Consider the following 25114-nt stretch of genomic DNA (forward strand, 5'->3'; position numbering starts at 1 on the left):
AGTTTTATTTTATTAAGTTATCTTCTACAAACTTCCAGTTGATCATATGCTTAATAAATATGTCAACATAATCAGGTCGTTTGTTACGATAATCAATATAATAAGCATGTTCCCATACATCACATGCAAGAAGCGGCTTCATACCGTGTGCTATAGGTGTACCGGCATTAGCGGTTTTTATAATTTGTAACCTATTATCGTGATATACAAGCCATGCCCAGCCGCTACCGAATTGCCCTACTGCCTCTTGCTTAAACTGTTCGCAAAACTCTTCAAAACTACCGAAATCTTTATTAATTTGTTCTAATATTTTACCGCTTGGCTTACCTCCGCCCTGCGGCTTTATTGAATGCCAAAAAAAGGTATGATTCCATATTTGGGCTGCGTTATTAAAAATAGCCGCATTTGAGTTTTGTGATGACCATTCTATTATTTCTTCTAAATCTTTTTTTTGTAATTCTTCTTTATCTTTGAGTAAATTGTTTAGATTTTGTACATAAGTATTATGATGCTTACCATGATGATAATCAAAAGTCTCGAGAGTAAAATGTGGTTTAAAACTTTCTTTCTCATAAGGTAAATCAGGTAAGATAAAAGGATATGAGGTTTGATTAGATTTGTTGCAATAGGTCATGTTATTTTCTCCTATGTTGGTTTTTATATATTTATAGCGAGAATCAATACGTCATTGCGAGGAAAAATTGAAAATTTTGACGAAGCAATCTCAGGAGTCCTACTTTATGAGATTGCCACGCTCCTTGCAGTTGCTTGCAATGACGATTTAGTATCCACGCAGGCATGACATCATAGTAACTTATAAAAATCGGAAGTTAAATAAAGCGATCCGGTTATTATAATATTTGCTTTATTATCGCCGTTTATCTTCTTTATATCACTAATCGCTTCTTCGAGTGAGTCGCTTTCGCTAAAATCAATACCACTCTTTCTGCCTTCCAAATTTATTGTTTCTGCACTATGGCTTAGCGGTTCGGATAAAACTTTAACGCCGTAACCTTTAATTGTCAAATCCTTAAAGTAAGAGCAAAATTCCTCAATATTCCTATTTTTAGTCATACCGAGTATTAAATATATCGATGATTTTAAATTATCACGCATCCAATTTGCCAAAACTTGAGCTCCGCTATTATTGTGAGCTACGTCTATCCAAATTTGAACATTATCACCTATTAATTTAGAATATTTTTTCGGTTCTATTTTTTCGATTCTAGCAGGCCAAATAGTATTTTGTAATCCTTTAGCAATAACCTCATTATTAATATTAAATTGTTTGTTAATAAGGCTTATTAAGGCAATAACGCTTGCAGCATTTATTAATTGATGATCACCAAGTAGCGAAGGAGTCGGAAACTCATAGGTAAAATTTCGTGATGAATAAATAAATCCGTTGTCCGTCTTTTTAATACCGAAATCATATTCATAACAGAAACTCGGTACTTCTAACTCTTCAGCCTTGGCAAATAATGTTTCATAAACTTCCAAAACTTGCATACTTATAACGCAAGGAACGCAAGACTTCATAATACCAGCTTTCTCAACTGCTATTAGGGGTAATGTATTACCCAGCATATGCATATGATCATATGAAATAGGTGTAATTAAAGTAATTAACGGTTGTTCTACTATATTTGTTGCGTCTAACCGACCGCCTAGTCCCGTCTCTAAAATTAATATATCGGCTTTTGTTTTCTCAAATGCTAGAAACGCTGCTGCCGTAGTACCTTCAAAGAAGCTAGGTTCAATATTAAATTTTTCGCTTGCTACCCTCACCTGCTCACAAACCTGCCATAATTCATTATCCGAGATTTTCTCACCTGCTACTACGATTCGTTCATTAAATTCTAATAAATGAGGAGATGTATAGCAATGTACCTTATAACCGGCAAGCGTAAAGATGCTTTTAAGCATAGCACTACTTGAACCTTTACCGTTTGTACCTGCTATATGTATGACGGGAGGAAGCCTTAAATGAGAGTTACCTAAGGCTCTTAAAAGTCTTGCTATATTTTCAAGATCATATTTAATGTTATTTTTCCAGGTCGGCACCGGAAAATGCGGAATTAGCATTGTTATTGATTTTTTTCATGAATGATAGAGTTATACCATATTTGTTGTCAACTTAAAGATCGATGCCATTCCTGCAAAGGTGGTGTTTTTGCATGGCTCGAAACAGGGTAAAGCGAGATAAATCAAGCTTTTAGAAAGCTTAAAAGTAGCGGATTCCCGCTTGCGCGGGAATGACATCGAAACTTTAGATCAACTGTTTTTAGGCAATACTGAAGTTCATCGAGTTTTTGGTTTTACTGCACTGATTTAATTATTCCCGGTATTATAAAAGGTAATACGCCGCCGTAAAAGGCACCGCTTGCTCCTAAGAGTGTAGAGAGCCACATCCAGCCTAAACTCATAATAATTATATTACCGATCAAACATAAAGATATCTGATTAACCATTGATTAGAAGTAAAAATTTTATCTTTTAAGCTAGCCATAACATATACGGCAATTACAAAACCTGCTAGATATCCTCCGGTAGGACCGAATAATATTCGTAAACCGTTTGAAAATTCTCCGAACACAGGGATTCCCATTGCTCCAAGAGTTATGAAAGATAATATTGTTAAAGGTGCGGTAGTCTTATTATATGTAAGTCCGATGAATATCACTGCAACGGTTTGCAATGAAATAAATATAGGCTTTATAGGTATTACTATTTGTGAACAAATAGTAAGTAATGCCACTCCTAAAACTATTTCTATTGCTTGCCTTGTGGTTAACGGTAGTGAGATTGAATTAAGTTGCATAAAATTACCGCATGATTTATTTTTAAGTAATTACACTAAATAGAATTATATAATGTCCTTGTCAAGAATATAAAAATGAAAATAAAAATTTATAATGATCTAGGAGTTTCAAAAGAAAGTATTAAGCATTGCGTGCATACCTTAAGACTTTATGCTCCAAAGCATAACGTAGATTATATTACTGCACAAGAAATTATAGACGAAAAGTGGGTTCAAAACACCTTATTACTTATTTTACTCGGTGGAAGAGATTTATACTATGTACAAAAATTGCAAGGCAAAGGAAATGCTAATATAAAGAATTATATTAAAAACGGTGGTAATTTTCTTGGGATATGTGCAGGCAGTTACTACAGCGGTAACTATGTAGAATTTGCTAAAGGAACAAATATAGAGGTTATAAGTAAAAGAGAATTAAAGATTTTCAATGGAACGGTTAGAGGACCATTGCTTGCTCCTTATTATTACAACTCACATAAAGGAGCAAGAGCCGCTTATCTAAAAATAAATCCAACACTTAATTTAAATATTAAGGATTGTTATGCTTTTTATAATGGCGGTGGATATTTTATTGATGCAGAAAATACCAAAGATACTGAAATAATAGCAAGTTATGAGGATTCTCAGGCTGCAATAATAAAATGTACTTACGGCGACGGGACAGCTATTTTAAGTGGAGTTCATCTTGAATATGAGCCTGCACTCATAAAAAATCAATCTCTTAATAATATTCATAAAATACTAAAAGCTCATGATACGGAAAGAATCAAATTATTAAATTATATATTAGACTTCTTCGGAAACGCGCTTATAGAGAGGAATTTGTAGGAAACACGCAGCACAACAGAACCGCAGCGTACGTAGAAGTACGTGAGAGGATGCGAGCAGCGAATTGACGCACAAATTACCTCTAGAAGTAGAGTTTCCGAAGAAGTCTATTCAAAAATCTAAATCTGTATAATAGTTTGGAGGGGTAAAGCCAGGGATTCTATCTTGTAGTAATAACCTAAAAGCCGGTCTTGATTTAATTAGTGAATACCAATGTTTGATAAGCGTCCATTTATCCCAATAAATCTCACCGAAATAATCGAGTACCGATAAGTGACAACTTGCGGCAATATCGGCAATAGTTAGTGAATCCGATACAAGATAACTTCTTTTTTCTAGTAAAGAAGTTATATATTCTAAGTGATAATTTAAATTATTTTTTGCAACACGTAAAAACTCGGTTCGTGGGCTGCTCATTTTAGCAATTGATCTTATAACTTTTTCATCGATAATAATCTTAGTAACTTCACGATAAAATTTATCGTTAAACCAAAAGAATAATCGTCTAATTTCGCAACAAATATCAATATCTTCATCTAAAAAATTAAAATTCGGATATTTGCTATTAAGATATTCAACAAAAGGATAAATACCTACCACAAATAAGCCGTATGATTCTGCTAAAATAGGTAAAGTTCCGGCAGGATTTATTTTTAAGAAATCTTTATTGAATTGCCAATAATCTTCTTTAATCGTAGTAAATTCTATATCTAATGCTTTTAAGAAGACACGGGCTTGTCTTGAAAGAGGACAAATAGGATTATGATATAACTTTTTCATTAAATTGTGTTACAGTCCTAGTCATTCCGCGACTTGATCGCAGGATCTATCAATATTTGTTAAGCTATTTTCTAAGCTCCCGCGATCAAGTCGCGGGATGACAATAAGGTCTATAAGCCGGATTCTGTATGAATATCAATTCATTGCAGTTATTTATCTAGGATAAACGTTACCGTTTACCTCAAGCGATCTACCCGCATTACAAGCCGGCTAGAGATAACCCGGGAACTTGATAAGTTCTGTAACGCCTATTTGATCTTGCTCTTGGTGGGGTTTACCATGCGTAATTTGTTACCAACTTACCGGTACGCTCTTACCGTACCTTTTCACCCTTACCAAAAATACTCGATCAACTGCAAAAATTGGCTGCGTCATTTCACAAGTACTACGGTACTCACGTATTAAGTATACGATCCGTTCCTCGTCCTGTGAACTCCTAGCTCTTTTTGAAGTTGATCTTCGTATTCATACTTGGCGGTGTATTTTCTGTGGTACTGTCCCTAAAGTAATAATACTCTGCCGGAGGTTAACCGGCACCATACCTCTATAGAGTCCGGACTTTCCTCGTGATCTATAGCTTTGCTATATTATCACGTAACTGCACGACCATTTAGAATTATGGTCAATTTTCTTAAATTAGTCAATAACATTTAGAATAAGTTCAATTAACTTATTAGGTTCTGTGAAGGTTTCTAATTGATTTGCTATTTTGAGATATTTTTTAGCGAAAATTAATAAGATTTTTTTTGAAAATTTGACTTTTGTACACAGAATATAATTAAATTAATAAGTATAATAACAAATTTAAAATTTCAACTATTTTATTAAAGATATTCTTAATTTAACGTTGCTACTATTTTTTTCATACTGTATAAATATGTATTTAATGCTCCTAAACACATAAATTGTTAGCAAATTTTGATATATGATATGAAAAAATTAATTTATTATTTTGGCAGTAATGGTAGTGATGGAAACGCTAGCATGAAAAATATACTTGGTAACAAAGGTGCTGGTCTTGCCGAAATGTCCAACCTAAAACTACCTATTCCTGATGGTTTTACAATAACTACAGAGCTATGTAATTATTTTTATACCCACAATAATAACTTTCCTAAAAACTTTCAAAGCGAGTTAAAAAAAGCTATCACTGAACTTGAAATAATTACCGGTAAAATTTTCGGCAGTACAAGCAATCCTTTATTGTTATCGGTGCGTTCGGGCTCTACGGTTTCAATGCCTGGAATGATGGATACTATCCTTAATCTTGGAATGAATAACGAAGTGTGTAATGCTCTTGCGGATTCCTGCGGTGATAAACGATTTGCTCTTGATAGTTACAAAAGATTTTTAGAAATGTACGGTTCAACGGTATTATCTATACCTAGTGATCTATTTGAACAAATTTACGAAAAGCATAAGATGCAAGCCGATATTCATAAAGATAGCGATATTACCGTAGAATTATTAGAAAAAATTATTGATGATTTCAAACGGTTGCATATTAAGTATACTAAGCAACTAATTAATGATCCTTATGAACAGTTAGAATCGGCAATTAAAACGGTGCTACATTCTTGGATGAGTAATAGAGCGGTTATATATAGAAAAATCAATAATATTGCGGAGGATTTTGGTACGGCTATTAATATCCAAGCAATGGTTTTCGGTAATTTAGGTAAAACTTCAGCTACGGGAGTTGCTTTTACTAGATCACCTTCTACAGGAGAAAAAAAGCTCTTTGGAGAGTTTTTAATAAATGCTCAAGGTGAAGACATAGTATCGGGAACTAGAACACCTATGCCTATTATTGCAAATGATTCAAATTCTATGCAAGCAATGATGCCGGAAGTGTTTAAGGAGTTATCACAAATTGCACAAAAGATTGAAGAACATTACTTAGATATGCAGGATATAGAATTCACTATAGAAAATAATAAGCTATATATTTTGCAAACACGTACTGCAAAAAGAACAGCCATCGCTGCTATTAATATTGCCGTACAAATGGTAGAAGAAAAGCTTATTTCTAAAGAACAAGCCTTAATGCGAATCGATCCGGAATCATTAAATCAATTATTACATACAAGAATTGATTACAGTAAGGGGCTTACTTCTATTGCTGAGGGGCTACCTGCTTCTCCTGGGGCTGCAACAGGTATTGCAGTATTCTCACCTTATGATGCCGAAAAATTATCTCATCATCATAAAGTAATTTTAGTACGCCATGATACTAGTCCTGAGGATATTAACGGAATGCATGTTTCTTCAGGTATTTTAACTATTAGAGGGGGAATGACTTCACATGCTGCAGTTGTGGCAAGAGGTATGGGGAAGCCTTGTGTTTGCGGTACAAGTAATTTATCTATAGATGAGAAAAAGCAAATATTAACAGCAGGCGACATAGTTATTAAACAAGGTGATATTATAACGATTGACGGAGGTAGCGGTAAAATCTTCTTAGGTGAAATGCCGTTAATTCAACCTACTTTCAGTGAGGAATCAAAATTAATTTTAGATTGGGCAGACGAGATTAGTAGCTTAAAAGTTCGTGCAAATGCTGAAACAGTTAACGATGCTTTAGTATCTGTAAAGTTTGGAGCTCAAGGTATAGGTTTATGTCGTAGCGAACATATGTTTTTTGATAAAAATAAAATTCCTTTAGTAAGAGACATGATTATTGCTCCTGATATAGAACGGAGAAAGCTTGCCGTGCAGAAATTATTACCTCTGCAAACTGAGGATTTTAAAGCTTTATTCAGAGTAATGAAAGATAAACCGGTAAATATTAGATTACTTGATCCGCCGTTACATGAGTTTTTACCTACCACCGAAGAAGATAAAAAGAATTTAGCCAATAGCTTAAATCTACCTTTATCCATGATTAATCAACGTCTTCATGCTATGCATGAAGTAAATCCTATGCTCGGTCACCGTGGATGTAGACTTGGTATATGTTCGCCAGAAATTTACCAAATGCAAATTGAAGCAATTTTTACAGCTATTTTTGAGCTACATAAAAAAGAACATATAGAATGCAACTTAGAATTAATGATTCCTTTAATTAGCAATGTAGGTGAAATAAAAAAGCTTAAAATGGATATTTATGCGGTAATAGAGGAATTAGAGCAACGTTATAGCTATAAGTTTTCCTTTACGCTCGGTACTATGATAGAACTACCCAGGGCAGCACTCGGCAGTAAGAAAATAGCTAAGGAAGTTGACTATTTTAGTTTTGGTACTAATGATTTAACTCAGACTACATATGGAATTTCTAGAGATGATATTGCCTCTTTTCTTCCATATTATTTAGAAGAAAAGATTTTTGAATCCGATCCATTTACTACTCTCGATGAAGAAGGAGTAGGAGAATTAATTGAAATTGCTATAAAACGTGGAAAAAGCAGTAATGCTAATTTGAAACTCGGAGCTTGCGGAGAACATGCAGGGAACCCTGCCTCTATAGAATTTTTTCATAGAATGAATTTAAACTATGTTTCTTGTTCTCCATACCGTATCCCTATAGCAAGAATCGCCGCAGCACAAGCTAAAATTAAACACGGGTGATAAAGGCGTTGTTGCGAGCGGGTATTGGATACCTATAGTACCGGACATTTTCGTTCTATATCATTTCCGCGTGGCCTTGTTGCGTGAATCAATTGCACCTCTGTCATCCCGTGGCTTGACCACGGGATCCAGTTAAAAATACTAAAATTATTAGTATTTTTTATTGTTTTTTGGACCCCGTGGTTAAGCCACGGGGTGACACAGTGGGTTTTACCGGTTCACGCAATGACCAAAAAATTATTTACAATATTTACAAATTAATATGATCATAATACCAATATTAAGCATTTTTGGGTTTTCATCTTTTTTTGCCAAATATTTCAAAACAAAATTGACTTTCGCTATTCCCATAACAATCAGCATATTAGTACCGATTTTATATTGTTTTGCTATGTTAAAGCTATTACCGGCTACAACATATATATATTATTTCATCGGTATATTTTTAGCTTTCATGTCATTCCTGCATTTTATAGGCGTTGTTGTAGGGGGTGGCTCCGCTCCTGTCATCCCGCGACTTGATCGCGGGATCCAGTTAAAAATGTTTAGTATTTTTAAGTTATATTTTTGGATACCGTGGTCAAGCCACGGTATGACACCGCACGCATTTCTTGATCTACGCAATAATACCTCCTTCATGTCATTTCTGTGGAAGCAGGAATCTAGAGAAAATATAATTGAAATCATTGTATTTACTTTATTGATTCTTTTGTTTTTTCTTTATACCAGAGATGCATCGCTGCATTCTTATGATGATTTCTCACATTGGGGAATATTTACTAAAGAATTATTATATTTCGGTGTTTTTGAAAATCAGTCTTCGTTAACTTCCATTATTACTACTCATGCCCATTATCCAAGAGGAGTTGCCGTTTATCATTATTTTATGCTGCTACTTTCAGGTTATTCAGACGGTAACGTATTATTTGCTCATTTCTTATTACATTTAGCATTTCTAGCTCCTTTAGCCGCAAATAAGAAATTGTGGCAAACCGGAATGTTGTTTTCACTTTTACTTTGCGGCGTAGTATTATATACGACCGGAATTCGTTCAATATATAACGATAGTACTATTGGCTTAATGTTCGGAGCTATTTTTGCAATTTATATCCTTGCGGAAGACAAGAAAAAAGCATTATTGCTTATTTTACCTATTACGATATTACTTGCCTCTTTCCGAGAAATTGGAACATGGCTTGCTAGTTTTGCTTCGATAATTCTTATAGCTCATTATACAATTTTTTATAAAAAGCCTAAAAAATCAAGTGATTATATTACGTATCTGATTTTACTTACTTTACCTATTTTGTGTAATTTTATTTGGATGAGTTATTTTAAAAACACCCATGATTTTTTTGACAGATGCGAACATAGTTTTAGCAATTTAGTATATATTGCTGAAAATTTTAATGAACAGCATAGATCATTATTACTAAATTACGGTAAATTTCTCTTGTTATTCTTATTAAAAGAAGGAAGTTTAGTTGTATATACTATTTGTATAGCTGCATGGTACGGAATTCGTAAATATAAACCGGATTTGCTGAAAGAATATAAATTTTTCCTGATAAGTACGTTTGCGTGTTTTATAATTTTTGCTTTGTGGCGGTTATATTTATATTTCTTTAACTTTAGTTATGAAGAGGCAATTAGAGGGGCATCGTTACTTAGATATCTTGGATGTTATGTTATAGCTATCGGAATGATTGCAGCTTCGTATGTTAAAAATAGTATTTTCTTACACAAGCAAAGTAATAAAGAGTTATTTATATTCCTTCTGCTTCTTGCTGTTTCTACGTTTTCCGTAGTAAAAAATATACTAAGAATCAAACACTTAAACTTAGAACAAAAGAATTTTATCCAGCAAACAACAGAAGTTAAAAAGCTATTGGAGCAAGGCAATAAAATTGAATTTAACTTTAGCGGTAAGAAAGATAATTTACAATGTTATATATTAAATTATAATCTAGTACCGTATTTAGGTAAGAAATCCTCACAAGAATGCATAAAAGCTCCTAAAGAAGCGATTATAGAAACAAAGGAAGAAGCGGTATACGCTCCTTTTAAATAGAGTTGAGGATTTGTTGCACAGCTCCTATGTCATTCCTGTGTGGCCTTGTTGTGTAGATATTACCCCATCATTGCCAGCAGTTGTAGTACTTGCGTGGCAATCTCATAAAATAATAACAGACTTCTGAGATTGCTTCATCAATTGCTATGCAATTTCCGTAGCTCAGATGGGAAAGCTGATTCACGCAACAACATCACGCGAGAATAACATAAAACCAATATAGATTTTAACAATTATGGATATAAAATATAATTTAGCTGCCGCTTACCGAATAATGGCGTATTTATCGCTGGATGATCATACTTATACGCATCTATCCGCAAGACCTAAAAATGCCGTTTTTTACTATATTTATCCTTTTGGACTAAGATTTGAAGAAGTAACTACAGAGAATCTTTTAAAAGTTAGTTTAGACGGACAAATTTTAGAAGGAGAAGAATATCAATATAATAAAACCGGTTACTTTATTCATGGTAGTATTTATAAAACACGCCCTGATATTTCTGCTATTTTTCATTATCATACTCCTGCAGCTATTGCCGTTTCTGCTTTAAAATGCGGGCTTTTACCGATCAGTCAATGGGCATTACATTTTTACGACAGAATATCATATTATAATTATAATTCTCTAGTACTAGATGCCGACAAACAGAGTAGTAGACTTGTTACTGACCTTAAACAGAATTATGTGATGTTACTTCGTAATCACGGTGCTATTACCTGCGGAAAAACTATTCATGAAGCTATGTTTTATACTTACCATTTAGAACAAGCTTGTAAAACGCAATGCCTACTAAATTCTACAAAAGAACAAGAGCTTATAATCCCTTCCGTAGAAATATGTAAGCAGACGGTAAAAGACTTATTATCGTTTGAAGAAGATTTAGGCAAGCGTGACTGGGCAGCTTGGCTACGACTTGTGAAGATGTGATCACAATACTACGACCCCAGCGGCTTTACTTGCTTGTTTTAAGGATTTATCAAGTGTTGCTATTGGTAACCCACAGCGTAATACTAGCTCTAAATAGCTAGCATCATAAAGTGTTAATCCATATTGTACGGCTAAATCCATTGTCTCAAACCATATATGTTCCAATGTTATTTGATCAATTTTGATGTAAAGATCCTTTAAAGTATAAATTGCTTGGTGACGTTGATTTGCAGTAAGACGTTTTGCACGCTCTGCACATAATAATACATTTCCAATCTCAAGCCCCCAAATAGCAGGGACAATTGCTCCTTCTGTTATGGTTTTATCTAGTATATCCAAGCTTGCTACTTCATCAGGCATAAGCCATGATAAAGCAATTGAAGAATCTAAAACAAAAGAGACCATTTTTTACTTCTTACCCTCATTTTTGTAATTTAGCCATACTTCTAAATCCGATGGTTGTAAATTAATTTCTTTTGCAAGTTTTCGAAGTCTAAGAGCTGCAATCTTTGCTATTTCAATATTATTATGAGAATCAATAGGAACAATTTTTGCAGCAGCTTTTCCTCTTTTAGTAATTAAAATTTCTTCACCTTTACTAACTCGGTCTAATAATTTAGAAAAATGGGTTTTAGCATCAAAGGCTGTAATTGTGTTTTTCATATAATGAACTAGTTAATTAACTAGTCAGTTATAACATATTTTAAATTTAAATGTCAAAAACTTTAATAGACATCTTTCCCAACACTTATAGAGAGGAATTTAAAGGAGACACGAAAGCACTTGTCACCGCAGCGTACAAACTAGTACGTGAGGATACGAGTCTAGGCTTGATGTATACATTACCTCTAGAAGCGCAGTTTGAGAAAATATCTAATGCCTACAACCGCTACCGTGAATATGTGGAGGATGGAGTTTTATATGCTTTAGCATCTTTTTAAGTAGTATATCACGCTTAAGTTTTGATAAATAATCTAAGAAAGTTTTGCCGTTTAAATAATCTATTTCATGCTGAATTACAGTTGCTAAAAAGCCTTCTGCTGATAGTTCTTGCTTATTACCGTTATAATCAAGATATTTTACCTTGATTGCTTTTGATCGTGTAATAGATGCTTCAATGCCTGGAAACGATAAAGAACCCTCAATAAAAGTTTGTTTTTCTTCTGAAAAATAAGTTATGTCCGGATTAATAAAAACTATAGGCGATGATTTATTATTTTCATGTAGGTCAACTACCGCTATACGCTTTAATATTCCTACCATATTAGCACCCAAGCCCACTGCCCTTGCTATATGTAAATTCTGAAGCATTTTATCGACAATAGTACGAATATTATCATCAACAATGTCTATATATTCTGCTTGTTTTTTAAAAATATCGTTTGGTGTATAAACTATTTGATAGTAAGGTTTATCTTGATTCATTAATATACTCCGATAAATGAAGAGTTATTTTTGCATTGCTAAATAAAGATAGATATCGTTATTGCGAGCGAGCATTGTTGCGTAGACCGGTTTTCCCGTCATTACAAGGAAATTACAAAGTAATTGACGAAGCAATCCAGTAAAAAATTCTAATTTACAGAATTTTTTAATTATTTTCTAGATTGCCACGCAGCCTACGGCTGCTCACAATGATGACTCAGTGTCCATGCAACAACGCCTCCTTGCAATGGTGTAGCTTTTTCAAACCATCAATATTTATTTAGCAATGCCATTATTTCATTACGATAGCTGATAATATATTCTGATTATAAGGTTCTTGCAAATGATATGAGCGTCTTTTACTTGGATATTTTAACGGATTTGTGTAAGTATCTTCAGCAATATTTTTTATATCTTTGACGCCTGCTTCTTTAAGTTTTAACTCTACAAAAGCCGGTAAATCAAACATATAATGATTTTCTTTTATAGAGTTTATAAAAAACTGTTTATTGTTAATATCCTTACTTAAGAAAGCTTTATAATATTCATCATCAACTTCATATGAACTTTGAGCTATAGCAGGACCTATCACTGCTATTAAATTCTTTGCTCCTTTTTCTGTTATTTTAGTAACTATATTACTAATAATATTATTTATACTTCCTTTCCAACCTGCATGTGCCGCTCCGATTATTTTACCGTCGCCGCTTGCAAGTAATACCGGTACACAATCTGCTGATTGTACCGCTAATACTAAATTTTTCTTAGTTGTAATGCTGCCATCGGCTTCAGGTACGGTAATTATGGACTCATCAGCATTAACAATTTGATTGCCATGTACTTGGTTTAAAATTAAAATATCTTGTGCTTTAAAATAAGTAGTAATAGATTTTTTGTTTTCAACTATTTCTGTTTCATTTATAGAGTTATTTTTTTTTATATATCTATGACTAGAATTATTGAATGTTTTATCAAAAATTTTATAATAAACTGATCCGTTTATTAATCCTTCCATGAAAATATCCCATATTAATTATAATAGTTTTATTAATACTTTATCCGGTCGTTTACAAAAAAATAAACAGCTAGAAAAAATAATAGCACAATTTCATCAAGACTATAACCTAATCCCTATTATTAGCGTAGAAATAGAGTTTTATTTAAGTCACAATATTGATATAGCTAAATTTGAAATACTTTCAAGAAAATACTTAGCTAGATTTAAAATTGCTAAAATAAAAAAAGAAAAAGGCAATAACCAATTTGAAATAGATCTTCCCCCTTCTGTAAACTTAATACAATATATAAAAAATATATTAGAGAAAACTATTTTAAAAAAAATGGCACAGCAGTTAAACGGTTATATAGATTTTTCGCCTAAGCCGTTTTTGGATGATTATGGTAATAGTATGCATTTTCATATTAATTTTCATTCCGAGTTCAATGATTATTATATAATTTTAGCAGCACAAGGGCTATGTCACTATATGTTAGACACCCTACTCGCTTTTATGCCTACTACTCTAGATTATTCACGGATAAATAAAAAATTTATGGCTCCTACGCATATATCGTACGGTGGAAATAATAGAAGCATAGCCGTACGAACTCCAAATGCTTTTCCCAAACGTTTAGAACATTGCTTATCTTCCCCCGAAACCGATCCATATATAGCAATTTTTACTATTTTAAAGTCAATATTGTTGGCTTTGAAATCTCCAAGTTCGCTCCAAACAATAGAAAAAATTTACGGGAATGCTTTCGATCCACAATATAATTTAACTCCATTACCGACATCATCTCAGGCGAGCTTTATGTTATTTAAACCGGATTTTTTTAAATAATTTGTATTTTGTTCACAAAACCTAAAAACTAAACAATAATTGTTTTTTACAACTAAAATAAAGATTGATATAAAATATTAAATATAAAACTGCCGAAATTGTTTCAATTAAGTATTTTATTTTTCTGATGAAGTGCTTTAAGCTGCACTTCACTCTATATTTTCATAATTTTTCATTAGATAATTAAATTCCGCACCATAGATAAATATCATATTTATAATATAAAAGAATATTAATGTAACTATTATACTACCAAGTGAACCATACATTAGATTTAATTGATTATAGTAGACTATATAAGTTGAAAGCAAATAGCCGCTTATTATCCATAATATCACAGTTAATAAAGCCCCTGGAAATACATCAATAAAATTTAGTTTTACATTAGGTAATATATAATACAAAGATGAGGCACCTAAAAATAATAAAATTAAAATTAAAAAATATCTTATAAAATTTAAAATGATCTTATATTTTTCAATGGTCTCTAATATTATCGGAATTTTTGTAAATAATATTGGAATCACCACTAAAAGAAACATAGTAAAGGTAATCAAGGCACTAATTATAAGAAACTGTATAATACTAAGTAATCTTCTTCTTATATAAGGGGGTGGAGATTTTATTTGATATACACGATTTAAAATAGTCCTTAAACATTCTACAAAAGAAGAAGCAGTCCAAATACTGCCTACTATGGCAAGATTCATTAAACTTTGAGGAGGAGCACTTAGTAATTCGCGTATTCTTTTTTCTATTGATTCCGTTGCTTGTTCCGGAAGACTCTCTAGAAAAATTTGTATAAAATTTTGACCAAGTTCTGAAGCTCCTAAAAAGCTTGTTAAAGCTAATAAGAATACTAGGAAAGGGAAAATAGATAAAAGTATCATGAATGACATATATCCCGAATGTTCAACGCCATCATCTTCTATTGTTCTAAATAAGGCTACGTAAAGACAATTAAAAATTTTTCTCATTATAAAAGCTAAGTTGTTATTATTAATTTTATATTTAATCTTAAATAAGTTCGCTGTAAATAATTAATTTATAATTAAAATGAAACTATACTTTATCCTTGATTTGAAATATTAATATAGAAATGAAATTTTTTCCTTGCATTAATTTTATATTTTTCTACAATGCACCAAAATTTTATTTTTTATAAATTGTTAATTTCTTCAGTAAATAATATGCTTCAGTAAATAAGTTTTTAAAACATAAGGTATTCATATTTTACAAATAATTTTAAAGTTCTTATAATATTTTTATTTGATAAGAAATAATTTTATTCTTTAATAATTATTTACCAAATGATTACAAAAAACTTAAAAAATGTTATTTTATAGTTGCTTATAATATTAATTATGGTATTATTTCTACTTACACTTGGATAAGTTTAACGGTATTAAATTATTAATAACCACATGTTTTATAATAATATAGGATAATATCATTTTTGTTCAAAGAAAATTTTTAAATATAGATATAATGAGTAACCAAGGAGAGGATAATGGGTAGAAAAAACGATATTATACAAAAAATCGATAGTTTTATCGGCAAGAAAATTTATTCTTTAAGACTCGCTAAGGGGTTGTCTCGTCAACAACTGGCTGAAGTAATTGATGTTACGCATCAACAATTACAAAAATACGAAAAAGCAATTAATAGAATTTCTGTAGGAAGGCTAGTACTAATCGCAGAAGCTTTAGATAGGAATATTGATTATTTCTTTGAAGGTTTAGAAGAAGCTAATAAACCGCAGCCCGTACATACTCAACATCAACGTATGTGCATTGAAGTTTCAAGAAATTTTATGAAAATTAATAGCACAGAAGAACAACAAGCCGTTAATAATTTAGTAAAATGTTTGGCTGGAAAGAAAAACTAAAAACTAATGCATAACGGCAAGCTGCCATCCTGATTACGTTGTGATATAATTTATGTCATCCCCGCAGAAGCGGGAATCACATTGCTTGCCTTGATAATATACAGAATACAAATCTTGATCAGCGTTGTGGAGGGGAAGACTCTCTTTTAATAGGTGTTGATTTATTTAAATTTTCCGACTGAATGATATCTCTTGCATTCATTAATGTTCCCATAATTTTTATATTCCCTTTGATATTAACTCTATCTCTTCCTACTACCATTTTAGCTTTTTCAATATCTGGATTATCTTTACTTATAGGTTTTAATTTAGACTTTCCTGATACTACCCTTACATCTTCCGTTTTAACACTAGGGTTTTCAATTGCTTCTGCTCGTTTTTGTTCTTGTAATAACTTATCTATAGTTTGTAAACGTACCTCTTTAGATAAAGTTTTATCATCAATTAAATTAGTTTTAATGAAACTTTGCTGTTCTTCAGTAGAAGATTTAGTACCAAATGCCTTTACCAGCTCATCTACTTTTTTTATTGATTCCTCTTTTTTTTCTTCAAGAGTTTTAAGGTTACCATTTGGAGAAAGCATAGCACGAAAATTATTGACTTTCTCAACTGCAAGCTTAGAGATATTATTTAATATACTAGAAGTTTCTTGTACAATTCTTTCTTCTGCCGACACTACCGGTTCTTTAGATTTTTCTAATGCTTCTATAACAGGATTAACAGCGTTAATTACTTCTCGAGCTTTGTTATATATATCATCGTGAGGCTTGTGTTCTTCTATATTCTGTCCTTTTAACCCTTCAGTTAAATTTTGAGTGTCTCTATCTAAAGCTGTCTCACTCGCTGCATCTTTAGCTTTTTTAAGTGCCTCTTTCTCAGAGTCATTAATATTACTATTATCGATCCCGCTAGAAACTGCCTTAGTTATTTCAGGAGCTCCTTTGTCTTCATAAATACCGTCTACTAACCCTTTAGTCATTAGCTCTCTATCAGGTAAATTGGTCTGACTTTCTGCAATACCTTTTTCCGTTGATGCCATAATAAGTGCTTTATTAGGTAAGGATAAAGAGGTATCACTATGAGTAGCTATAGTCTCGCCTACCCCTTTAACAATCGCTGCTTTGTCTTGAGCTTCAAGCGAGCTTCCTGCAACTGTGTTAGTAATTTCTTGAATTATTTCGCCTTTGACTGCTGCTGTAGCCGGACCATCTAAAACATTAGATATAATGGCTTGTATGTTTGTTGTTTTTAATTCAGTATTACTTAGAGGATCAAACAAAATATCATTTACTTTTTTTATTGTATCTTTTTTAGTTTGTTCTGCCATAATCTTATCTAAATGCTGCTGCATCAATTGTTGTTGTGCCGGACTGAGAACTTGGGCTTCTACACCTTTCTTTAATACAGAACCTAATAATTTTTGTTTTTCCGCATTGCTTAATTCAGAGACATTAACCTTATCACCTACTGCTATAAGCATTGCATTAGAAAGGTTACTTTTTATTACAACATCCTTAATACCGTCAATTGCTGCAGCTCTACTTGCATCATCTTTAAGACTTAAACCGACATCTACTGCCTTTTCTAACATCTGCTGTTTTTGCTTCGGCTCAAGATTCTCTGAATTTAAAACGATAGCTACTGTAGCTTCAAGCATTTTTGATTTTTCTAGGTCTGGGGTATTCTGATCATTTTTTATGGTTTCTAATACTGCATTGACTCCAGCTACTTTTGCATCCGGTTTGAGGTTTTTATTATTGACCGTATTTTCAGCTAAAGCAATGATATTAGCCTGCTTTTCAGCAATATCACTTTTCTCATTATTAAGAATTGCCGTGGCTGCTTCTTTAATTAAATCAATTTGTTTATTGCTATCAATTTCTTTTGTTAAACCTGCATTTACATAATTTAATAAATCTTGCATGCTGCCTGATAAAGCCGTAGCTGCATTAAGAAGATTTGGATTCACTTGTTGCGACTGTGGCATTTGTGAAGTCTCAGGTTGCAGTGGTTGGTTAGTAGGAGTAATTGGCGGTACTTGTTGTTTATACTGAGGTGGTTCAACCGATGAACTTGTTGTTTGCTGTGGAGTTATTAGCGGTTGTTCCTTACTTTGTCCTTGTCCTATTATAATATCTTCAGCTTGCGATAAATCAACGCTCTGCCCTTGGTTTAGTTCTACCTCCTTCATCATTTCTTTATATTTACCGCGTGTTACCGCAAGTGTATAAATTTCTCCACCATGCTCTATATAAGCTATTGCGTCATCTCCGGTTCCGGCAAATTTTAAAGGTTTTGGTGAGCTTATTTCTTTAAGTTGAGGTTTACCGTTTGGTCCTTCTTCGTAGTGGGCAGTGAAACATACGGCTTTATCTTTGGAGGGCTTTGTGCCATCAGCTTTTAATGCTACCATCGATAAATGCATTGACCCATCGGCTTTATCAAGTTTTATAGGAAAATCTATTTCCCTATATGAGCTGATCTGAACCTGAGTACCGTCTTGTTTAGCTAAAGTAAAAGGCTTAGTTTTAACAGTTGTTTCATTTAAGGTACAGAGTTCATCACCTGCATCATTTTTAACTACTGTTGCTCTAAGATCGCTTGCACTTACGTGATTTTCCCACTGTACCGGTTTAAATCCACCAGGGTATCCACTAGCGGCGCTAAATGTATTATGCACATTTTTATAGCCGGCTATTTCTATTGATTCTAATTTCTTTTTAAGCTCAGGATTTTCTAAAGCCTTATCAATAAATTCTCTATTAGCCGGATTACCGAAAAAAGTACTTAATGTTTTATCTTTTTCTTCTTCTATTTCTTTTCTTTTTTGTTCAGCTAAATCACGGTCTGTAAGGGCTGCCAGGTCTTTTAATATTTGTTCTATTAAATTATCTTTTTGCGGTTGTATAATTGTTTCTCTTACAGCCTTGGTTATTGGGTCTGATGTCTGACTGTCAGGAGAGATATTACCCGATAAAGCACTCATTGAAGGGGTAGATTGAGCAGAAGATGCAGAAGTAACGATAAAACCATCGTCAGCTTCTAGTGCTGGGGTTATAGTTTGAGATAAAAATTCTTGTTGCTCTTGTTCTAATGTTTGCTTTTGTTCTTCTGTATATTCCTTATTTGCTAAAGGATCAAATTCACTTGTATCTAGGTTACCGTCTTTACTCATAAAACCTCTCATTTAACCAAAAATTAATTAGCATAAACTGTAAGTGATGCGTAGTCAAGCCGATGTTGTTACATTGATCTTTACCCTCTTATGTCATTCCCGCGTAGGCGGGTATCCAGTCACTAAAAAGTCTAAGCACACTAGATTTTTAAATTAAAAGCTCGATTTATTTCGCTTTTTTCTGGATACCCGCCTACGCGGGAATGACATAACATATCCTTTTTTCACAGTTTGAGTTATACTGTCAAAGACAGTATATAGAGATTTTAGTAATATCAAGAAAAAACTAATATTATTGAGAAAATTTAATAGAATTTTTATATTCTTTATTGAGTGCTTTAGTTACCCAAAGCCAGGTTAAGCAAGTAATTATAAATATAATCATTAAACAGATGGAAATAGATTGATAACTAGCGGAAGGTAATATTATAAATACCAATGATTGTAAAAATGCACTACCAGATTTACCGAGTTTTGTACCTATCACGTCGGCAGCAGCTTTGCCTTTTATTTTTATTTCCGGATCTAAAGGAACATAGGCCATTTCTTTTGTTGAATCAAATAAGGTATATTTGCTTGATTTACTAAGCACATTTTGAATAGCACCTATTGTTATAGCAATTAAAGCAGGATCGGTTAGAATAAAATTTGCTATTATTAAGCCGGCAAATCTTTCAAAATTATTAACGGCAAAAAATAATATACCGGTAATAAAAACTATTAAAGGGGTGATAACAGCCGCCGTAAACCAGCCAAGTCTTCTAACTATATTTGAACCAAGTACTACAAATAAAATAGTAAATACTCCGGTATAGCTCAAATAACTTCCTATAAAAGCTGCATATTCGGTTGGAGTTTTATAAATTTTAGTAGCTGCTGCTTTCCAAGGACCTTCTACTAAATTAATGGCAATGCCATAGCAGATAAGCAAAGTTGCAATTAATCTAATATGTCTTGACGATAGAAGCATCTGAAAACTTTCGGCAATAGTCATAGATTTTTTCTTTGCTTTAAACCTGAGTAACGCCATATGCTCTTTGTCTAGTACTTTATGATTAAGCAACCAAAAAGTTTTAATAGCTATTATTCCTAAAATTAATACTATAGTTAGTATAATTTGTATAGAAAGTGTATGAAAAGACGATTGCAATGCAAATTTATTAGTTACGTAATCATTAATATTACTTAGATTTTCTAAAAACTGCCCTGCTAAATAAATACCTGTTTGACTAAGTAAACCGAATAACGGATAAAATCTTTTAGATTCTTCTACTGTAGTAATATTATTAACAAACTGCCAAAAAAGTAATGCGAAAACTACGTTTGGCCATAATTCGGCTATTATATAAAATAACGAAAAACTCCATTTTGATAAAAGCAATATAAACCATTTTAAATTAGGTAAACTTGCCGTTAAATTTTGAACGGTTACAGGACTGAAATGCAGCATTTCATGATTTGGAAAAATAACGTAAGCAAAAAGAACAAAGAATGTTAAAAATATTGATATAATAAGATAAAATATATTTTCTGCTTTCATCTTATTAACAAGCTTTACATATATAGCAGTCATTAAAAAAGCTGACGGCATCACTCCCCAAAACTTCAAAAACGAGATAATCTCGGCACCGATCATAGTAGTAACAATACTATCTTTTAAAGCTCTGATTAGATTTTGGATAAATAAAATACAGAACATTAATAAAGTGATGAATAAAAATTTAGAAACTTCATGGCGTTTTATAGGCCAGATATAATCGGCAAGTTTAGAAAAATAGCTATTGATTTTAGAGGAAGAATTTTCTATATTACTGGGGTTAATTGTCATTATTTGGTCTAACCTATCTTGCTATTGGCTAGAGTTATATATTAAAGATTGTCTAAATTTAAGTCAAGTTAAAATCACATTAAAATGAGTAATTATTGGTTAAATATTTATAAACCAAGAGGTATAAGTTCTGCTCAACTTGTTAGCATAGTAAAAAAAATACTCGGTAGAACCAAGATAGGACATGCCGGTACTTTAGACGTAGAAGCGGAAGGAATATTACCGTTTGCCGTAGGTGAAGCTACAAAACTGATACATCTGCTAATTGATGCTAGGAAAACCTATATTTTTACCGTAAAATTCGGAATGCAAACCAATAGCGGCGATTGTGCCGGTAAAGTAATAGCAACGAAATATTGTGTCCCTTCTCAAGAAGAAGCTTATGCCGTATGTTCTAAATTTATCGGTAACGTAACACAAATACCGCCGGCTTTTTCAGCTCTTAAAGTTAACGGTGTAAGAGCTTATAAATTGGCTAGAGAGGAAAAAAAAGTAGAATTAAAGCCACGAAATACAACTATTTATGATCTAAAATGTTTAAATTTTGATGAGAAAAATGCTACCGCTACATACTATACGGAATGCTCAAAAGGTACTTATATAAGGACTTTAGCAGAAGATTTGGCATTGTCCTTGCAAAGTTTAGGATTTGTGATAGAATTACGCCGTACTCAGGTTGGAATATTTAAAGAAGAAAATGCTATCCGAATTAAATCGCCTGACGAAATTACCAAAAATGCCCTAGAGGAAAAAAGTATAAAGATAGAAGCAATACTGGACGACATCCTGGTTCTTGATGCAACTGACAGCCAAGCACAGCAAATTAAATATGGACAGAAATGTTTATTTAATTATGAAAAAGACTTTAGACATCTTGCCAAATTTGCTTATAGAGAGGAATTTAAAGGAAACACGGAACGCAGCACCACAGCGTACACTTTAGTACGTGAGGATGCGAGTACCGGATTGACGTACAAATTACCTCTAGAAGTAGAGTTTGGCAAGATGTCTATTGATCTTGTGTGGGTTCGCTATAAAGGCACTTTGCTTGCAATAGGTAGCTTAAACAAGAGTTGCTTTAATTCTTTACGAGTATTTAATTTAACACAAGACTTCTTTTAAAACTGGAAGTCTATATATTTAAGGAGAAATTATCGATGTCGATTACTACAGAACGTAAACAAAAATTAATTAAAGAATATGCTATAACGGAAAATGATACCGGTTCAAGTGCAGTGCAATGTGCTATCTTAACTGAAAGAATCAATAATTTAACCGAGCATTTTAAATCTAACCATAAAGATCATACTTCAAGACGCGGATTATTAATTTTAGTCGGGCGCCGCCGCAGATTACTTAACTATATTAAAAAGAATAATGTTAGCAAATATTTAGATTTAATAAGTAAGCTAGGAATTAGAAAGATTAAGTAGTTGGATAATCGTCATTGCGAGCAGCCGTAGGATGCGTGGCAATCTCGTCAAATATCCTGAGATTGCTTCGTCGAATTACTTCGTAATTTTCCTCGCAATGACGTGGTAGAATACAATAAAATATAAATTATGAAATGAGATAAATAGATGTTTAACGAAATAACTAAGAGTGTTACATGGAACGGGCAAGTTCTTGAGCTTAGTACAGGTAAAATAGCAAGGCAAGCTGACGGGGCAGTTACGGTAAAAATGGGTAATTCCGTTTTATTATGTACGGCAGTAGTAGCTAACAAAGCAAAAGAGGGCATAGGTTTGCTGCCTTTAACAATTAATTATAGAGAAATGGCATATGCTGCCGGTAAGATACCAGGGGGTTTTTTTAAACATGAGGGAAAAGCATCAGATAGAGAAGTTTTAGTATCTCGTTTAATAGATAGACCGATTAGACCATTATTTCATCCGGCTTTTGTGAATGAAACGCATGTAACTTGCAGTGTTCTTTCATATGATCCTGAAACTCCGGTAGATATACTTGCAATTATCGGTGCATCGGCTGCACTTAGCCTATCCCCTGCTCCTTATCTAGAAATAGTTGCGGCAAGTAAAGTAGGTTTAATCAATGGTGAATTTGTTTTAAATCCGACACTTGCATTATTAAAAACAAGTCAGCTTGATTTAGTAGTTGCAGGAACATCAGGTTCAGTAATGATGGTTGAATCGGAAGCTCATTTACTTTCTGAAGAACAAATGTTAGAAGCCGTAAAATTTGGATTTGAAAGCTTTCAGCCGGTAATAAAGATAATTAAAGAACTAGCAGAAGAAGCTAAAAAACCAAAACTTGAAATGCAAGCTTTATATCCTGCTTCATTAAAGAAAGAAATTGAGAAGTTATTTGTAAAAGAAATTGAACAAGCTTTTGCAATTAAATCTAAACAAGAACGTAGCACTAATTTAGATTTAATACCTGAAAAAGTTCTTACACATTTTGTAAGCGACATAGAAAATAAAAAATATAGTAATTATCAAATCGAATCAGCTTTAAAAGCTATTGAATCAGATATATTACGTAACGAGATTTTAGAAAAAAATAGACGTATCGATGGAAGAAGTACCACGGATATAAGACAAATTGCTTGTGAAATAGGTTTACTACCTTCCGCACATGGTTCAGCTTTATTTACTAGAGGTGAAACGCAAAGCTTAGTTAGTACTACATTCGGTACTAGTTTAGATGAGCAGATAGTTGATAGTTTAGAGGGTGAGTATAAAGAGCGTTTTATGCTCAATTATATCTTTCCGCCCTACTCTGTAAATGAAGCAATGCCAATGAAAGCACCTAGTCGTCGTGAAGTCGGACACGGTAAACTCGCATGGCGTGCTATTAATCCAATATTACCTAATAAAGTACAATTTCCTTATTCTATTAGAGTAGTTGCCGAAACTACGGAATCTAACGGTTCTTCTTCAATGGCAACTGTTTGCGGTAGTTCTCTTGCTTTAATGTATGCCGGCGTACCGATAAAAGCACCGGTTGCGGGTATTGCTATGGGACTTGTTAAGGAAGGTAAAAATTTTGCCGTATTATCGGATATTCTCGGCGATGAAGATTATTTCGGTGATATGGACTTTAAGGTTGCAGGAACTAGCGAAGGGATTACTGCATTACAAATGGATATCAAAATATCCGGAGTAGATTTTAAAATAATGAAAGTAGCTTTAGAGCAAGCACGACTCGGTCGTTTGCATATACTGGAGCAAATGAATAAAGTTATTAGTAAACCAAATAACGAACTAAGTAAAAATGCTCCTTCTACTACTACTATAAAAATAGATAAGGATAAAATTAGAGATATTATAGGACCGAGCGGTAAAGTAATAAAGGAAATTTGTGAAACTAGCGGTGCTAAAATAGATATAAGCGATGACGGTACGGTGTCTGTTTATGCTTCAGATAGAGATAAGCTAAAAGTTGCCTTAGATAAAATTAAAGCTATTGTCGTTGAACCTGAAATCGGTGAAATATTTAACGGTACGGTAGTGAAAGTCTTAGATTCCGGTGCTTTTATTAATTATGTAGGTAATAAAGATGGCTTTGTTCATATTAGTGAAGTATCAGGAGAAAGAATAGAAACGGTTAGCAGTGTTTTAAAACAAGGCGATATAGTAAAAGTTAAGCTAATAGGCTTTGATAATAAAGGCAAAGCAAAATTAACTATTAAAAATGCCGATAAAGATAAATCTTCAAATAATACAAAGCCAAAAACTCATGTTAATAATACTAAGGACAATTCAGAACCTGAGCAGCGACGTGATTCTAGTAAAAAACGAGCTTGGAATGAAGATAATAATGCTGAAATTGCTGAAGTAATTACAGAACGTAAGTATTTTAATTGATATGAAGCTTAATCGTCATTGCGAGGAAATTACGAAGTAATTGACGAAGCAATCTCAGGAGTTTGTTATTATTTCATGAGATTGCCGTGCAGCCTATGGCTGCTCGCAATGACGGTTCGGGTATCCACA

20 protein-coding genes, 1 other RNA gene and 3 pseudogenes are annotated in these 25114 nt (G+C 32.9%); 10 read left to right on the plus strand and 14 right to left on the minus strand.

Going from position 1 to position 25114, the window contains the following annotated elements; translation table 11 throughout:
• Nucleotides 1-4: 4 nt before the first annotated feature.
• The 3 genes and pseudogenes from RPR_RS00180 to RPR_RS00190 form a co-directional block, all read right to left on the minus strand.
• Nucleotides 5-634 carry a superoxide dismutase gene (locus RPR_RS00180; protein ID WP_012736349.1) on the minus strand — a complete coding sequence of 210 codons (630 nt, stop codon included), beginning with the start codon at nucleotides 632-634 and terminating at the stop codon, nucleotides 5-7.
• 170 nt (nucleotides 635-804) lie between these two features.
• A complete protein-coding gene (locus tag RPR_RS00185) occupies nucleotides 805-2085 on the minus strand; it encodes a folylpolyglutamate synthase/dihydrofolate synthase family protein (RefSeq protein WP_012736350.1) in 1281 nt (426 codons plus the stop codon).
• Between the two features lie 233 nt (nucleotides 2086-2318).
• Nucleotides 2319-2821, minus strand: a pseudogene (locus RPR_RS00190) (biotin transporter BioY).
• 75 nt (nucleotides 2822-2896) lie between these two features.
• On the opposite strand from RPR_RS00190, the gene RPR_RS00195 reads away from it, so the two are divergent.
• Nucleotides 2897-3649 (plus strand): BPL-N domain-containing protein, encoded by a 753-nt coding sequence (locus RPR_RS00195; RefSeq protein WP_012736351.1) that lies wholly within the window; start codon nucleotides 2897-2899, stop codon nucleotides 3647-3649.
• Nucleotides 3592-3773, plus strand: a pseudogene (locus tag RPR_RS09645) (palindromic element RPE1 domain-containing protein); the annotation flags it as partial. The gene RPR_RS00195 and the pseudogene RPR_RS09645, both read left to right, overlap by 58 nt.
• Here the strand turns inward: RPR_RS09645 and RPR_RS00205 are convergent.
• Both RPR_RS00205 and rnpB read right to left on the minus strand, forming a co-directional pair.
• Nucleotides 3761-4429: a glutathione S-transferase family protein gene (locus RPR_RS00205; protein ID WP_012150865.1), complete on the minus strand. Its 669-nt coding sequence runs from the start codon at nucleotides 4427-4429 to the stop codon at nucleotides 3761-3763. The pseudogene RPR_RS09645 and the gene RPR_RS00205 sit on opposite strands and share 13 nt — an antisense overlap.
• Nucleotides 4430-4526: 97 nt before the next feature.
• Nucleotides 4527-5043: RNase P RNA component class A (gene rnpB, locus RPR_RS00210), an RNA gene on the minus strand.
• Between the two features lie 316 nt (nucleotides 5044-5359).
• Between rnpB and ppdK the strand changes: the two genes are divergently transcribed.
• Complete coding sequence (gene ppdK / locus RPR_RS00215) at nucleotides 5360-7996, plus strand: pyruvate, phosphate dikinase (protein WP_012736352.1); 2637 nt, start codon at nucleotides 5360-5362, stop codon at nucleotides 7994-7996.
• Between the two features lie 237 nt (nucleotides 7997-8233).
• Here ppdK and RPR_RS09650 read toward each other — a convergent pair whose 3' ends face one another.
• Nucleotides 8234-8359: a hypothetical protein gene (locus RPR_RS09650; protein WP_012150863.1), complete on the minus strand. Its 126-nt coding sequence runs from the start codon at nucleotides 8357-8359 to the stop codon at nucleotides 8234-8236.
• 28 nt (nucleotides 8360-8387) lie between these two features.
• On the opposite strand from RPR_RS09650, the gene RPR_RS00225 reads away from it, so the two are divergent.
• The gene (locus tag RPR_RS00225) at nucleotides 8388-10067 is read left to right on the plus strand and encodes a hypothetical protein (protein ID WP_343230979.1); all 1680 of its coding nucleotides are present in this window, start codon (nucleotides 8388-8390) and stop codon (nucleotides 10065-10067) included.
• Nucleotides 10068-10302: 235 nt separating this feature from the next.
• Nucleotides 10303-10998: a class II aldolase/adducin family protein gene (locus RPR_RS00230; RefSeq protein WP_012736354.1), complete on the plus strand. Its 696-nt coding sequence runs from the start codon at nucleotides 10303-10305 to the stop codon at nucleotides 10996-10998.
• Here the strand turns inward: RPR_RS00230 and RPR_RS00235 are convergent, their stop codons facing one another.
• The 5 genes and pseudogenes from RPR_RS00235 to pgeF all read right to left on the minus strand — a co-directional run bounded on the left by RPR_RS00235 (nucleotide 10999) and on the right by pgeF (nucleotide 13438).
• Nucleotides 10999-11403: a type II toxin-antitoxin system VapC family toxin gene (locus RPR_RS00235; protein WP_004995653.1), complete on the minus strand. Its 405-nt coding sequence runs from the start codon at nucleotides 11401-11403 to the stop codon at nucleotides 10999-11001. It lies immediately after the preceding gene.
• Nucleotides 11404-11406: 3 nt separating this feature from the next.
• Complete coding sequence (locus tag RPR_RS00240) at nucleotides 11407-11661, minus strand: type II toxin-antitoxin system Phd/YefM family antitoxin (RefSeq protein WP_004995655.1); 255 nt, start codon at nucleotides 11659-11661, stop codon at nucleotides 11407-11409.
• Nucleotides 11662-11871: 210 nt separating this feature from the next.
• On the minus strand, nucleotides 11872-12423 hold the full coding sequence (gene def, locus RPR_RS00250) for a peptide deformylase (RefSeq protein ID WP_012736355.1): 552 nt from the start codon (nucleotides 12421-12423) through the stop codon (nucleotides 11872-11874).
• A 108-nt stretch (nucleotides 12424-12531) separates the two neighbouring features.
• Nucleotides 12532-12644: pseudogene (locus tag RPR_RS08780) on the minus strand (lytic transglycosylase domain-containing protein); the annotation flags it as partial.
• 71 nt (nucleotides 12645-12715) lie between these two features.
• On the minus strand, nucleotides 12716-13438 hold the full coding sequence (pgeF, locus tag RPR_RS00255; RefSeq protein WP_012736356.1) for a peptidoglycan editing factor PgeF: 723 nt from the start codon (nucleotides 13436-13438) through the stop codon (nucleotides 12716-12718).
• Here pgeF and RPR_RS00260 point away from each other — a divergent pair.
• Entirely contained in the window at nucleotides 13437-14267 is an 831-nt protein-coding gene (locus RPR_RS00260; protein WP_012736357.1) for a glutamine synthetase family protein, read from the plus strand. The two genes, pgeF and RPR_RS00260, sit on opposite strands and share 2 nt — an antisense overlap.
• A 149-nt stretch (nucleotides 14268-14416) precedes the next feature.
• Here RPR_RS00260 and RPR_RS00265 read toward each other — a convergent pair whose 3' ends face one another.
• On the minus strand, nucleotides 14417-15244 hold the full coding sequence (locus tag RPR_RS00265; protein ID WP_010977294.1) for a YihY/virulence factor BrkB family protein: 828 nt from the start codon (nucleotides 15242-15244) through the stop codon (nucleotides 14417-14419).
• A 533-nt stretch (nucleotides 15245-15777) separates the two neighbouring features.
• Between RPR_RS00265 and RPR_RS00270 the strand changes: the two genes are divergently transcribed.
• Nucleotides 15778-16155: a helix-turn-helix domain-containing protein gene (locus RPR_RS00270; protein WP_010977292.1), complete on the plus strand. Its 378-nt coding sequence runs from the start codon at nucleotides 15778-15780 to the stop codon at nucleotides 16153-16155.
• A gap of 118 nt (nucleotides 16156-16273) precedes the next feature.
• Here RPR_RS00270 and RPR_RS00275 read toward each other — a convergent pair whose 3' ends face one another.
• Both RPR_RS00275 and tlc4 read right to left on the minus strand, forming a co-directional pair.
• Nucleotides 16274-19330, minus strand: coding sequence for a Sca4 family spreading effector (locus RPR_RS00275; protein ID WP_012736358.1), 3057 nt, complete (start codon nucleotides 19328-19330; stop codon nucleotides 16274-16276).
• A gap of 292 nt (nucleotides 19331-19622) precedes the next feature.
• Nucleotides 19623-21158: an NTP/NDP exchange transporter Tlc4 gene (gene tlc4, locus RPR_RS00280; protein ID WP_012736359.1), complete on the minus strand. Its 1536-nt coding sequence runs from the start codon at nucleotides 21156-21158 to the stop codon at nucleotides 19623-19625.
• Between the two features lie 84 nt (nucleotides 21159-21242).
• Here tlc4 and truB point away from each other — a divergent pair, with 84 nt between their 5' ends.
• The 3 genes from truB (at nucleotide 21243) to pnp (ending at nucleotide 24985) form a co-directional block, all read left to right on the plus strand.
• Nucleotides 21243-22280, plus strand: a complete 1038-nt coding sequence (truB, locus tag RPR_RS00285; RefSeq protein WP_012736360.1) for a tRNA pseudouridine(55) synthase TruB — start codon at nucleotides 21243-21245, stop codon at nucleotides 22278-22280.
• A gap of 35 nt (nucleotides 22281-22315) precedes the next feature.
• Nucleotides 22316-22591: a 30S ribosomal protein S15 gene (gene rpsO / locus RPR_RS00290; RefSeq protein WP_012736361.1), complete on the plus strand. Its 276-nt coding sequence runs from the start codon at nucleotides 22316-22318 to the stop codon at nucleotides 22589-22591.
• A 147-nt stretch (nucleotides 22592-22738) separates the two neighbouring features.
• Complete coding sequence (pnp, locus tag RPR_RS00295) at nucleotides 22739-24985, plus strand: polyribonucleotide nucleotidyltransferase (protein WP_012736362.1); 2247 nt, start codon at nucleotides 22739-22741, stop codon at nucleotides 24983-24985.
• Nucleotides 24986-25114: the final 129 nt, after the last annotated feature.

This window comes from Rickettsia peacockii str. Rustic, from assembly GCF_000021525.1.
Lineage (GTDB): Bacteria > Pseudomonadota > Alphaproteobacteria > Rickettsiales > Rickettsiaceae > Rickettsia > Rickettsia rickettsii.